The 13,396-nt window shown below is 39.7% G+C and carries 13 protein-coding genes; 2 read left to right on the top strand and 11 right to left on the bottom strand.

Features of this window, described 5'->3' with window-relative positions; all coding sequences use genetic code 11:
- Window positions 1-98: 98 nt before the first annotated feature.
- From recG to sdaAB, 3 genes are read right to left on the bottom strand one after another with little or no spacing between them, the layout of a single operon-like run.
- Window positions 99-2,129: an ATP-dependent DNA helicase RecG gene (recG, locus tag LG273_RS08740; RefSeq protein ID WP_379561042.1), complete on the bottom strand. Its 2,031-nt coding sequence runs from the start codon at window positions 2,127-2,129 to the stop codon at window positions 99-101.
- A 14-nt stretch (window positions 2,130-2,143) separates the two neighbouring features.
- A complete protein-coding gene (gene sdaAA, locus LG273_RS08735; RefSeq protein ID WP_379561041.1) occupies window positions 2,144-3,019 on the bottom strand; it encodes an L-serine ammonia-lyase, iron-sulfur-dependent, subunit alpha in 876 nt (291 codons plus the stop codon).
- A gap of 17 nt (window positions 3,020-3,036) precedes the next feature.
- A complete protein-coding gene (sdaAB, locus tag LG273_RS08730) occupies window positions 3,037-3,699 on the bottom strand; it encodes an L-serine ammonia-lyase, iron-sulfur-dependent subunit beta (protein ID WP_379561040.1) in 663 nt (220 codons plus the stop codon).
- Window positions 3,700-3,886: 187 nt separating this feature from the next.
- On the opposite strand from sdaAB, the gene LG273_RS08725 reads away from it, so the two are divergent.
- A complete protein-coding gene (locus LG273_RS08725; RefSeq protein ID WP_404459221.1) occupies window positions 3,887-5,170 on the top strand; it encodes an NCS2 family permease in 1,284 nt (427 codons plus the stop codon).
- A 93-nt stretch (window positions 5,171-5,263) separates the two neighbouring features.
- On the opposite strand, the gene LG273_RS08720 is transcribed toward LG273_RS08725, so the two are convergent.
- Window positions 5,264-6,925, bottom strand: a complete 1,662-nt coding sequence (locus LG273_RS08720; RefSeq protein ID WP_379561037.1) for a DAK2 domain-containing protein — start codon at window positions 6,923-6,925, stop codon at window positions 5,264-5,266.
- A 168-nt stretch (window positions 6,926-7,093) separates the two neighbouring features.
- Entirely contained in the window at window positions 7,094-7,456 is a 363-nt protein-coding gene (locus tag LG273_RS08715; protein WP_379561036.1) for an Asp23/Gls24 family envelope stress response protein, read from the bottom strand.
- A 322-nt stretch (window positions 7,457-7,778) separates the two neighbouring features.
- Between LG273_RS08715 and rpmB the strand changes: the two genes are divergently transcribed.
- Complete coding sequence (gene rpmB, locus LG273_RS08710; RefSeq protein WP_010649390.1) at window positions 7,779-7,967, top strand: 50S ribosomal protein L28; 189 nt, start codon at window positions 7,779-7,781, stop codon at window positions 7,965-7,967.
- 197 nt (window positions 7,968-8,164) lie between these two features.
- Here the strand turns inward: rpmB and spoVM are convergent, their stop codons facing one another.
- From spoVM to LG273_RS08680, 6 genes are read right to left on the bottom strand one after another with little or no spacing between them, the layout of a single operon-like run.
- Window positions 8,165-8,248: a stage V sporulation protein SpoVM gene (spoVM, locus tag LG273_RS08705; protein ID WP_379561199.1), complete on the bottom strand. Its 84-nt coding sequence runs from the start codon at window positions 8,246-8,248 to the stop codon at window positions 8,165-8,167.
- A gap of 30 nt (window positions 8,249-8,278) precedes the next feature.
- Window positions 8,279-8,938: a thiamine diphosphokinase gene (locus tag LG273_RS08700; RefSeq protein WP_379561035.1), complete on the bottom strand. Its 660-nt coding sequence runs from the start codon at window positions 8,936-8,938 to the stop codon at window positions 8,279-8,281.
- Between the two features lie 7 nt (window positions 8,939-8,945).
- Entirely contained in the window at window positions 8,946-9,602 is a 657-nt protein-coding gene (gene rpe / locus LG273_RS08695) for a ribulose-phosphate 3-epimerase (protein WP_379561034.1), read from the bottom strand.
- 1 nt (window position 9,603) lies between these two features.
- Complete coding sequence (gene rsgA / locus LG273_RS08690; RefSeq protein ID WP_379561033.1) at window positions 9,604-10,488, bottom strand: ribosome small subunit-dependent GTPase A; 885 nt, start codon at window positions 10,486-10,488, stop codon at window positions 9,604-9,606.
- A complete protein-coding gene (gene pknB, locus LG273_RS08685; protein ID WP_404459217.1) occupies window positions 10,489-12,519 on the bottom strand; it encodes a Stk1 family PASTA domain-containing Ser/Thr kinase in 2,031 nt (676 codons plus the stop codon).
- A complete protein-coding gene (locus LG273_RS08680) occupies window positions 12,509-13,273 on the bottom strand; it encodes a Stp1/IreP family PP2C-type Ser/Thr phosphatase (RefSeq protein WP_404459215.1) in 765 nt (254 codons plus the stop codon). The genes pknB and LG273_RS08680 overlap by 11 nt, the downstream gene beginning before the upstream one ends.
- Window positions 13,274-13,396: the final 123 nt, after the last annotated feature.

Below are 13,396 nucleotides of genomic sequence, written 5' to 3'. Positions count from 1 at the left end.
GATGACACCGTCCACATCGAATTAATTACGTAAGAAGCTACATATTAAGACTTGGTCCTAATAGTAATATATAATACCTTATGGATTTATGCAAGGATCTAATCAAGCTTATCTTTTAATGCAACATCTCTTTCCAGAATGCTTTTCAATGCAGAAAATGAAGGATCTCTTTCCAGCAGCCCATTTTCAATAATGTCCTGTGCATCTTTTCGTGCTGTCTCTAAAGCCCGATAATCGTGTACCATATCGGCGACTTTAAATTCCGGCATCCCACTTTGTTTTCGTCCAAAAAAGTCTCCCGGGCCTCTAAGCTTTAAATCCTCTTCAGATAATTCAAAGCCATTTGTCGTCTCGGTCATAATGCGCATACGTTCTTTTCCTACCTCACCCTTAGGATCTGCAATTAAAATACAGTAGCTCTGCTTATCTCCTCGTCCTACTCTCCCTCGAAGCTGATGTAATTGCGAAAGCCCAAACCGCTCAGCATCATAAATGACCATAATCGTTGCATTTGGCACATTCACACCAACTTCAACCACAGTGGTAGAGACAAGGATTTGTATTTCGTTTTTAGCAAACTGTTGCATCACTGCATCTTTTTCCTCTGCATGTAAACGACCATGCATTAAACCAACCTTAATTTCTGGTGGATAGAATGCTTCTAATTGTTGGTGTAGTTCTACTGCATTTTGAATATCGAGCTTATCAGACTCTTCAATAAGTGGGCAAATAACATAAGCTTGTTCACCACTAGCTACTTGCTTTTCTATAAATTGAAGCACTCGATCTAATGTATTTTCTTTAGTCCAATATGTTTCTATTTCCTTTCTCCCCACAGGCATTTCATCAATCACCGAAACATCCATATCTCCAAATGCTGTGATAGCCAGTGTACGAGGAATAGGAGTAGCCGTCATAAACAGAACATCAGGATATAGCCCTTTCTCTCTTAACGTCCTCCGCTGTTCAACCCCGAATCGATGCTGTTCATCTACAATAACAAATCCAAGACTGTGATAGGTAACCTCTTCTTGAATTAAAGCATGTGTTCCGATCACAATATCGGCCTCTTTTTCGGCAATTGCACGTAAGATTTCTTTTCGCTTCTTCCCTTTAACAGATCCAGTTAACAATACAATCCTAGCTCGTTCGCCAAATAGACCACTTAATGATTGGAAGTGCTGCTCAGCTAAAATCTCTGTTGGCACCATTAGCGCGCCTTGTTTTCCTGCTGTTATAGCAGCTAGTAAACAAATGGCTGCAACAGCTGTTTTCCCTGAACCAACATCCCCTTGCAGCATACGATTCATACGATAAGGGGAACGCATATCTTGCAAAATTTGTGCTAATGCCCTTTGTTGTGCATTTGTTAACGGGAATGGAAATGTCCCAATAAACTCCTCCACCCGTTGCTTATCATAATTCTGCGCATTTCCATTCGTGGCTTCCCTTTTCCATTTTCGTAACAATTGCATTTTTAATTGGAAAAGGAGAAACTCTTCATAGATAAATCTCCGACGAGCATGCTTAAGTGCCAGTCTGTTTGCTGGAAAGTGCATAGCCGTAACGGCCTTTGCACGGTTTGGCAGCTTATAGGCAGTTAAATAAGCTTCCGGTAATATTTCATTTAACTGGTCGCCGCATGCCTCTAATGCTGTTCTTACTGTTTTCTTTAGTCGAAAAGGCGTTATATCACCTTTTACAGCGTATACTGGTTGAATGTCCGATTGTGCTGCTGGACCTTTTTTGTATTGACTTACTGTAATTTGCAGGCGATGGGCATCCCATTTCCCTACCAGTGTTATGGTATCACCAGTGTTGATTTGTTTTTTCGCAAAAGCACGGTTGAACATTACCGCTTTTACTGCAATGTTTTCTACCTCTACCGTAAAAGAAAGTCTTGATTTCTTTTTTCCATAGAAAGAGAGGGAAGGTTCATGTACTACCCTTCCCTCGATGGTTACCTTGTCATCATGTACAAGTTCAGCAAGCGGCTTTACTTCAAAAACGTCAAAACGATATGGAAAATAATATAATAAATCTTCTATTGTTTTTATGTCGAGGGCTGCCAATGACTCGGCATATTTCTCACCGACACCTTTTAAAGTCTCTACTGATTCGTTCAACATAAACCTAACACTTCCTATACAGACATACCAAATATTTTTTCTTTTAAAAGCCTTCCCGTTGGCGTGTCTGCTAACCCGCCCTCACCAGTTTCACGTAAACTAGAAGGCATTTGCTTCCCAATACGGTACATAGCACCTATTACTTCATCACAAGGAATACGACTTGTTACACCAGCCAAGGCTAGATCTGCTGAGACAATAGCGAGAGAAGACCCTGCTGCATTTCTCTTCACACAGGGCACCTCAACCAAGCCTGCTACAGGGTCACAAACTAACCCAAGCATATTTTTAAGTGTAATGGCAAACGCATCCGCGGACTGTTGTGGAGTTCCTCCTGCCATTTCTACTATTGCCGCAGAGGCCATTGCACCTGCAGACCCAACCTCAGCCTGGCATCCTCCCGCAGCACCTGATATAAATGCATTATTTGCCACAACGAAACCAAATGCGCCTGCTGTAAATAAAAAGCGAATCATTTGGTCTCTAGTTGGATTAAGCTGTTCCTTCACCGCAAACAGGGCTCCAGGCACACAACCAGCACTCCCTGCAGTAGGAGTTGCACAGATGGTTCCCATCGCAGCGTTCACTTCATTGGTTCCCATTGCTTTGCTAACTGCATCCAACATTAAATTACCAGAAAGCGGTGTCTTTTCTTTCATATACTTTTGAATCAACACCGCATCACCGCCAGTAAGACCTGTGACGGATTCGACGCCTTTCATCGCATCTTCAATTGCCTTCTCCATTACCTGAAGGTTCTTTTCCATTTCTGCATATATATCTTCACGAGAAATATCTTTTACGTCCATTTCCTGTCTAATCATAACTTCGGACAATTGTATTTCTTCTGTTTCTGCTATCTCCACTAATTCCTTTACTGTACGAAACATGTAGAGCCCTCCCTTTTCTAGCTGTCTATTTTTGCAATTCTAACAATATGATCAGCATTATCTAATTCTTTTAAAATATCGTCTTCTACGTTCTGATCTACTTCAATTACCATTAAAGCTTCTTTCCCTACATCTTTACGATTAACTTCCATATGACCAATATTGATTTCATGCTTTGCGAGTATTTTTGTTACGGACGCGATTGCACCAAAACGATCATTATGCATAATTAAAATAGCTGGATGGTTTCCTGATAAGCGTAGATCAAAACCGTTCAATTCCGTAATCTCCACCTTGCCACCGCCGATCGAAATACCGACCAGTTCAAGCGACCCAGATTCGTTTCCAATAATTAACCTAGCTGTATTAGGGTGATCTACTGCTGCGCTATCCTCAATAAACTCTATTTCTATATTTCGTTCCTTAGCCGTCTCAAGCGATTTGCTAATTCGCTTGTCATCTGCTTCATAGCCAAGTAATCCACCCACAAGTGCGAAATCCGTTCCATGCCCTTTATAAGTTTTAGCAAATGATTCATAGAGATGGATTTTCGCCCAAGTCGGCTCATGGCCAAATAAATTTCGTGCAGCTTTCCCTATGCGGGCTGCTCCTGCTGTATGTGAACTGGATGGTCCGATCATTACCGGACCGATAATGTCAAAAACTGAATTATACTTCATATTTTCACCGCCATTTAAACGTATAGGTTATCGTTCTATTGTAAATTATAACAAAAAAGTGTAGAATAATCATTTGTGGATTACAGGTAAGGGAAGTTTAAGCGAATTATATAGGCATTTCACGATTAGCTTAACAACCTTGTCTTAATCGGGCGGGAGAGGGATGTAAGTACGATGAGGAGATATCATGGCCTTTATGAATAAAAGACCAGATAAGGATAGGATAAAAAGTCTTCGTACAGAAATTGTTGCTGGTTTAATAGGTTATTTGACAACTGTATATATTGTTGTAGTCAATGGATCCATTCTTAATGAAGCTGGTATTTCACTTGAATCCGGAATGATTGCCACCATTCTCATTAGTTTTTTAGGAACATTTTTAATGGGATTGTTTGCAAAACTCCCACTCATATTAATACCAGGAATGGGGATTAATGCCTTATTTGCCTATTCCATTGTTGAAGGGACAAATCTTACGTTTGAACAAGGGCTCGCCGTTGTGTTAGTAGCAGGCTTGATATTCTTGCTGACGGCGTTTAGTAAGCTAGGTATCCTTTTAAAAGAAGCGATACCAGAATCTCTAAAGCATGGAATAACCGTAGGGCTTGGCTTCTTCTTAATCCTAATTGGGTTAGAAAAAAGTGGCCTGGTGGTAAATGGAGAAAACACCATTCTGGCATTTGGTGATTTTACTTCACCAGCAGTTCTTGTAAGCTTACTGACATTATTCCTGGCAATATTCCTATTTGTCAGAGATGTGCCAGCTAACTTTCTAGTGACTATGATAGCCGGAACAATCTTAGCTTCCTTGTTTGGTGTCCTGGAAAGCGGGTCTAGCGCCCTGCATATTGATCCTAAGGAAATTATTTTTCTGCCTTCGTTCTCAGCCATTGGAGATGTAAACTTTTGGCTGGCTGTATTCCCATTAGCCATCATATTGGTTTTCGAAAATATGGGACTTTTAAATGGGCAGCTACAAATGCTTAAGAGGGAAACAAGTTACGATAAAGCCTATAAAGTCACAGCTTTTTCTACAGTAGCATCAGCGTTTTTAGGTACTTCTCCAACCGTTTCAGCTGCGGAAAACGCTGCAGTTATTGCATCTAAAGGAAGATCTGGTGTAGCTGCTGTTACTGCTGGCTTACTGTTTTTGGCAACATTATTCTTAATTCCTTTCATTACGATAATACCGAACACGGCACTTAGCCCGATTTTAATAATCGTTGGTTTTCTAATGGTACAGAACATTAGACATATACGGGTTAGTGAATTGTCAGAAAGCCTACCTGCGTTGTTAATTGTCGCAATGATCCCATTCACATATAGTATTGCAGATGGAATGGCATTTGGGTTCATCGCTTACCCAATCGTGATGATTGCTACTGGTAAACGCAAGGAATTGTCACTGCCATTATTAATTATTGCAGCACTATTCCTGTTTGACTTTATAATGAAAATGGTAGGGATCTGAGAATTTACGAAGCTTTTTTAATTCACTACGAAGTAACCTATTTTATGAGTACTAAAAAAACGCTCTTTATCCACCTGGATAAAGAGCGTTTTTTTATTCAACTGAGAAAATATAAGAGTAGATAGGCTGATTTCCGTTATGGACTTCTATCTCAAGATCTTTATAAGTCTGTTCTAAAAAGCTTACAAGTTCTTCTACATCCTGATCTGTTACATCCTCACCTTGTAAAATGGTTAGGATTTCATCGTCTTCTGTCACCATTTCTTGTAGTAACAATTTAACTGCCTCAAATCTATCTTGATGAGTAGCTTTAATCTTCCCATCCAAAATCCCCATAAAATTACCATTTTCAATCGTAATTCCATCAATCTGAGTATCGCGTACAGCATACGTAACTTGTCCTGTTTTCACATGACTTCTTGCTTCATCCATCGCTTCCTTATTGGCATCAATGTCCGTGTCAGGATGAAAGGAGAGCATTGCGCTAATACCCTGCGGAATTGTTTTCGTAGGAACTACCCTTACATTAACTTCTGCCAGCTCTGCCGCTTGGTCTGCTGCCATAAGAATATTTTTATTATTTGGTAACACAAGGACATTTTTCGCGTTTGCTTCCTTAATCGCATTGGCAATGTCCTGGGTACTTGGATTCATCGTTTGGCCACCTTCGATTACTACAGTTGCACCAAGGCTTTCCAACATTGCCTTAATTCCTTCCCCCATTGCTACTGTTACAATGCCATATTCCGCCTGCTTCGTTTGTTTAGGAGTTTTCGTCTTATCGCCTACAAGCGCGGTGTGTTGCTCTCTCATGTTTTCAATTTTCATATTGATTAAACTACCATATTGCTGCCCAAGCGTCATACATGTCCCTGGATATTCTGCATGTATATGAACTTTCACAATTTCATCATCTGACACTACAAGCAGGGAGTCGCCATGCTCACTTAATTCATTACGAAATTGATCTTCATCAAAAGGATGCTCTGCCAGCTTTTCCTCTTCAAATTTAACCATAAATTCTGTACAATAACCAAATTCGATATCTGCAGTGTCCATGAAATCTTGGGTGGTTTTGTGATGTTCTGCATTCACCATATCATCCATATCAATATCTGAAACGGCTTCAGGGAACTCTTCTCCTTTTAAAGCAGCAAGAAATCCTTCATAGACAGTAACTAGCCCCTGTCCACCAGAATCGACTACACCTACTTCTTTTAAAACAGGAAGCAAATCAGGTGTACGTTTTAAGGAGGCTTTCGCTTCCGCAATAACACTCTCCATTAATTGAATAATATCTTCTTCTTTTGTTGCAGTCTTAACAGCCTGTTTTGCCGCATCCTTTGCAACCGTAAGAATCGTCCCTTCTACGGGCTTCATAACTGCTTTATACGCAGTACCTACGCCGGCGTCAAAAGCTTTTGCAAGATCCTTTGCAGTTAATGCACTCTTCTTTTCCATGCCTTTCGCAAAACCGCGAAATATTTGAGAAAGGATCACTCCTGAGTTCCCGCGAGCCCCCATTAGTAACCCTTTAGCAAACGTATTAGCAACTTCAGAAACACTGTTACTATTTTGCTTCTTTACTTCTCCTGCACCAGAACTCATAGATAAATTCATATTTGTTCCAGTATCGCCATCCGGTACTGGAAATACATTTAAGGCGTCAATTTTGTTTGCATTATTTGATAAATGGTGGGCCCCCGCCAATACCATCTGGGCAAAAGTTATGCCGTCCAAGCTTTTTACTGTCACTTTACTTCCTCCTCTTGAAACAAAAGCGTGAGCGCTTACGAGCGTTCTGACACTTCTTTTCAAAACGGAAGGTCAGTAAGTACTATTATTACCTGAAGCGCCTGCTTACATTAATTTTACGCAATTGTTCGATAGCTAGCTTTTTTCATTTTTTTATTTGTTTAATCGTTAGTCTTTCGCAACCCGTACACCCTGTACAAATATATTGACAGAATCAATTGCTAAGCCAAGTGATTGACTCAGTGTATATTTCACTTGGGATTGTACATTATGTGCTACAACTGAAATTTTTGTCCCATAGCTTACAATTATATACATATCTATATCAAGTCTGTCGTTTTCCTGGCGCACAACTACACCTTTAGAAAAGTTTTCTTTGCGAAGAATCTCAGCAATGCCGTCTCTGATCTGGCTTTTAGAAGCCATTCCGACTATTCCATAACATTCTATCGCTGCACCACCGGCAATCGTGGAAATTACTTCATTTGTAATGGTTACATGACCATCATTTGTATTAAGCTCTATGGACATACATTAATCCTCCTTTAATACCTACACATTTATATAAGGATATTCTACTACATGGGGAATCATTTTAAAAGCAGAGTTCATGATATGTAAAAATATACCCTATAACAATGGACGAATTACACTAATCTGTCAAGTTATTATTCTTTATATAGAAGAATTCAGTTATAATACATTTAGACTAGAACACATTAGAAATTATAAGTGGCAACGTTACACACGATATAAAAAAAGCCAATATAAAACAATAATTGCAATCTATCCAGACATATGATAAATTATATAAGTATGAAATGACACATGTAAACAGTAAGGAGGGATTTGCATGGCTAGAAAATGTGTTGTAACTGGACGTCAAACTCGCAGTGGAAACCAACGTTCTCACGCTATGAATTCCAACAAGCGTAATTGGAAAGCTAATGTACAAAAAGTACGTATCATGGTAGACGGAAAACCTAAAAAAGTTTACGTATCTGCACGCGCACTTAAATCAGGTAAAGTAGAGCGCGTATAATATACGTGTCATACAGATCTGTAATTGTACGATAAAAAAACACCCTGCCAACAGGGTGTTTTTTTAGTTATTAGAGTTAGTGATAAAGGCATGCAATCATAAAGCATGTCCTTATAACGATTTTTTTAAACCACTCTTTTAATGCTAATTCCAAAAAAATCAGCTTCTGTCAATCTACTGACAAAAGCTAATCCGTATTACTTATCTTTTTTAAACGCACCGATGACCACTTTGACAAATCCACCGATAAATCTTGGGAGCTTAATAGTATAAAATTTCATGAGTTCGCCCTCCTCTTCTACATGCACAGCTTACCTAGGAATCGTATCACGACTCTTTATTAGTAATAGTATGCCTTGTGTAAAAGAAAAAGTACCACTATTTCCAATAAGTCTGTTAGAAATACATAAGGTGGACCCCCACGATACGGTAGCATCTGCTAAAGGATAATAGAAGTCTGATAACGTCAATCCTTTAATAGTTGAAGAGAAAGGAATAAATGAAATATTAGGATATGAATTATTTCTTTCAACCACGTAGCTTCCTGGTTGATACAATTCCACTATATTTGATTGATCTACAATTACACCTCTAACACCATTTTGAGCGATGGTGTACAATAATTGGATGTTAATCATCTCATGATCAAGTCGCCCTCCGGTGACACCAAAAAGGTAAAGACGTTCAGGTTCTTTTTTTAATGCATGTATTAAAGCTAATTCTAGATCTGTCTCATCTTTTTCAGCGGGGTATTCATTAAATTGCTTGACGTGATTTCGAACGAATTCTTTCTCTTCTTCTGTTATAGAATCGAAATCTCCTATAGCTAGGTCAATCTCTATCCCGTTTTCTAATAGTGTTAGAGCTCCTCTATCGGCAGCAATCCAAAAATCGACCTCTTGTTCATACCTACTAAAGTCCGGATATAGTGGGGGGCCATTTCCAATAATGCCTATTGTTGTTGCAACCATCACACACTTACCCCTTCACAGCATCCTTAATCTCATTAATGGCCTCACGACGGTTAGCATGATTGAATACCGCACTTCCAGCAACTAACACATCAGCCCCCGCATCCACACATTGCTTTGCAGTTTTTGTATTTATACCACCATCAACCTCTATTTCAAAATCTAGGTGATGTTCTTTTCTGAAGGTTGCAATCTGTTCGATACGTTGGATGGTCGAATTAATAAATGACTGTCCTCCAAACCCAGGGTTAACAGACATTAAGAGGACGAGATCAACTTCCGGTAATATTGGATAAAGCAGCTCGACAGGAGTAGCTGGATTTATTACAACCCCAGCCTTTACTCCATTTGCTTTAATAAGCTGAATAGAACGGTGCAGATGCTTGCTCGCCTCTTGATGGACCGTTATAATATCAGCACCAGCCTTTGCAAATGCTGGTATATAGTTGTCTGGATTCTCAATCATTAGATGGACATCAAGTGGAAGGGATGTAATTGGCTTAATAGCCTCCACCACAAGTGGACCAATCGTTATATTTGGTACATAATGCCCGTCCATTGCGTCCACGTGAATATAATCCGCCCCGCCAGTTTCTACATCTTTAATTTCTTCTCCCAGTTTCGCAAAATCTGCTGAGAGGATTGATGGTGCTATTTTTACCATATTAATACCTCGGCTTTCTTGATTGGATTTCTTCTAAAAATGTTAGATAATGCTCGTAACGGTACGAGCTAATTTCTCCAGTTTCTACAGCTTCTTTTACAGCACATTGTGGTTCCTTATGGTGCATACACCCACGAAATTTGCATTCACCCTTCCGTTCATGCATCTCAGGGAAGCAATCTGCCAAATCTTCCCCTTCGATCTCCTGGAAGTCTAGCGCGCTAAAGCCCGGTGTATCTGCAACCAATCCGTTATTCACCTGAACTAGCTCCACATGCCTTGTGGTGTGCTTTCCTCTACCTAAACTTTCAGAAATAGCAGCCGTTTTCAATAACAATGATGGCTTTAAGGCGTTTAGAATAGAAGATTTCCCAACTCCTGATTGACCAGCAAATACTGTAACAACATTAGCGAAATAATCCTCAATTGATAGTACTCCATCACTCTCTTTAGAGGATACTAGTTCTACCCGATAACCAATTTTTTCATAGTCATCCCGATAGGCTTCGATTGTTTTACGTTCTTCTTCTGAAATTAAATCCATTTTAGAAATTAAAATTACTGGCTTTATATGCTTTGCTTCTATTAATACAAGAAACCTGTCTAGTAAGGTTGTACTAAAATCTGGTTGTATCGCAGCATTTACAATAATAGCCTGATCAATATTTGCAATTGGTGGTCTAACTAATTCATTTTCGCGTGGATTAATTTCAATTATATAGCCTTCTTCTGGTGAATCCGCCTCAAACTTTACGAAATCGCCGACAAGAGGGGTGATTTTCTTTTTACGGAAAACCCCTCTGCCACGACACTGAATGACTTCACCGTCTTCTGTTTTTACATAATAGAAGCCACTTAAAGCTTTAATTATTCTTCCTTCTGGCATTTAGTCACCTTCTTCATACGAAACGGTTTTATTTGTAACCACTTCGTCATCGCGTTTTATGATATATTCTGCTTCTTCGTCAGGCGCGATCGTCAATGTAAACGTAAATTCCTGATCTTCTGTAATTGTTTCCTCCTGATAAACCTCTGACAAATCATTGTTCATATCTCCAATATATATTTGAACAGTTTGCTCAACAGGATCTTCTCCTTCTTCCTGCTCTGTTTCTGGGTTATATGGTACGGTGAAGGAAATCGTATGTGATTCTGGCGGCTTTTCATCAGGTCCAAGTGAAATATAAACATTTACCGTGGAACCCGGCTCTACTTCTGTATTCGAGGAAGGTTCCTGACGTATGACCTCTCCCTCTGGCACCTCTTCAGAGTTCTCTTCGACTTTATTCATTGTTAAGTCATTTTCTTCTAAATAGGATCTTGCCTCATCTTCTGTCATACCTGATAAATCACTTAACTGTACCATTTCCGGCCCTTCACTCACTTCAAAGATGACCTTCGTTTCACCTGGTACCACTTCACTATCTGGTGCTGGTTGTATTTGCGTAATAATTTCACCAACTGGCCGATCTGAGTTTTTGGAGTAGGAAATAACATCGCTATATTCATCTCCAAGTAACCTTTGGACTTGGCTAAAGTCTCTCCCTACATAATCTTCAAATACTACTGTCTCTTTACCCTGACTTACCATTAACGTAACCGTTTGCTCTTCCTTAACCGTTCTATTTGCTTTGGGTTCTGTTTCAACCACAAGACCTTCTTCCACTTCTTGTGAGTAAACATACTCACGCTCTGTGTTTAGATTGGCAAGTTCCAGTTCATCAACGGCTTCTTCATACTCTAACCCTTTCACATCCGGTACTGTCACGTCTTTAGGCTGTATCAGACCTGGTATCAAAAAGAGTGCAGCTACCCCCGCAGCTATAAGGAAAAATAGAACGAGTAAGATTAGAAGCCATTTTTTCTTCTTCTTTGGTTTGTCTTTCTTACTTTTCTTCCCTTTTTTCTTCTTTGCGGGTGCCTTTTTTTCATTATCATTATCAGCTGCCGAGTAGCTTTTGGTCATATTATTGGTCTGATGAACAATTGTGTCCTGGCTTGAGTCCTGTAGCTGATTATCCGTGATAATTGGGATAGCCTTAGTCTCTTCACCAGCTTCTACAGGAGGCTTGTATACTTCTTCATTCAACTTGCTTGGATGTAAAGCAGCTTCAAGCGCATCCTCCATCTCATATACCGTTTCATATCGATGGAATGGATCCTTTGCTGTAGCCTTTAACACAATATTTTCGACACTTTGTGGTACATCTTGGTTAAACCTTCTTACTGAAGGAGTATCGTTTTGCAAATGCTTTAACGCGATAGAAACAGGGGATTGTCCAGAAAAAGGAAGTCTACCTGTAAGAAGCTCAAATAGCACAATTCCAATGGAGTATATATCTGATTTTTTTGTAGCCATTCCACCCCTGGCCTGTTCCGGTGAGAGATAATGTACAGAGCCTAAAATAGAATTCGTTTGCGTTAACGATGTAGCGCTGAGGGCAACAGCAATTCCAAAATCAGTAACTTTTACTTGACCATATGTATCAATTAAGATGTTTTGTGGTTTAATATCACGGTGAACAATTTCGTTAGCATGCGCATGGGCAATAGCTGCTGTAATTTGTTTGAGTATATCTAATGCTTCTTGTACTCCAAGTGGCCCATAACGCTGGATATACTCCTTTAGAGTCATTCCATCGACATATTCCATCACCATATATGGAATATCATTTTCTTCCCCTACATCAAAAATATTAACGATATTAGGGTGGGAAAGGCTAGTTGCTGATTGTGCTTCCCTGTCAAATCTCGCAATGAACTCCTCATCATTTGCGTATTCAATTCTTAAAACTTTGATAGCAACATCTCGTTCAAGGATTTTATCTCTCGCTAAATAAACGTTAGCCATCCCGCCCCCGCCAATCGTGTCGTTAATGAGATAACGTTCATTAAGTAAGTGTCCTCTACTTAGCATGTTGATCACCATCTTTCCTAGGTGCTTCGTCCATCACGATAATAACAGATATATTATCCTCTCCACCCCTGTCATTTGCTAACCGGATCATTTCACCTTCGATATCTTCAATAGGATCCTCTGTCAAAAGATAACGATGTAGCTCCTCGTCCGTTACTTTATTGGATAAACCATCAGAGCAAAGCAAAAGCTTGTTTCCTTTTTCCCATCCCAATGAGTGGATCTCTGGAACAACCGACTTCTCTGTCCCTAAAGCCTTAAGCAATACGTTCTTTCTTGGATGCTGTTCTGCATCATCCTTGGAAATTTGACCTGAGCGGACAAGTTCATTAACAAGTGAATGATCGATTGTAATTTGCTTAAAGCCATTTTCACTTAGCATATAACAACGGCTATCCCCAATATTTGAGACAGTAATAAATTCAGATGTACATAAAGCTACAACAAAAGTAGTCCCCATTCCTTGGCACTCCTCTTTCGTAAGCGAGTACTCATACACTTTTTCATTTATCTCTGTAACAGTAGAGCGAAGCCAGCTTTCGGCATCTTCGGGGTTGTCCAATTGCTGTGAATCCTGCCACTTTTTCTCCACTAAGTCAGTAGCCATTTGACTGGCAACATCGCCTGCCTGGTGTCCTCCCATTCCATCAGCGATGACCGCAAGCAACTGGCCATGTTTATTATAGAATACACCGCCTGCATCTTCATTATGATTGCGGACCAAACCTTGATCCGTCATAAATTGACCTTTCATTTTTTCACCCCTCTACCTTATGCGGAACTATACTAGTATTAAGTATTACACAATTATATGCAAAAAAGAACTTTTTTTCTGTATATTTACGGTTCGCATCTTTCTTCAGAACTCTACCAAAGA

The organism is Oceanobacillus kapialis (assembly GCF_044790185.1).
GTDB classification, from domain to species: Bacteria; Bacillota; Bacilli; order Bacillales; family Amphibacillaceae; genus Oceanobacillus_B; species Oceanobacillus_B kapialis.
Note: the sequence above shows the minus strand (reverse complement) of the source record. Positions and strands in the feature narration are given on the sequence as shown.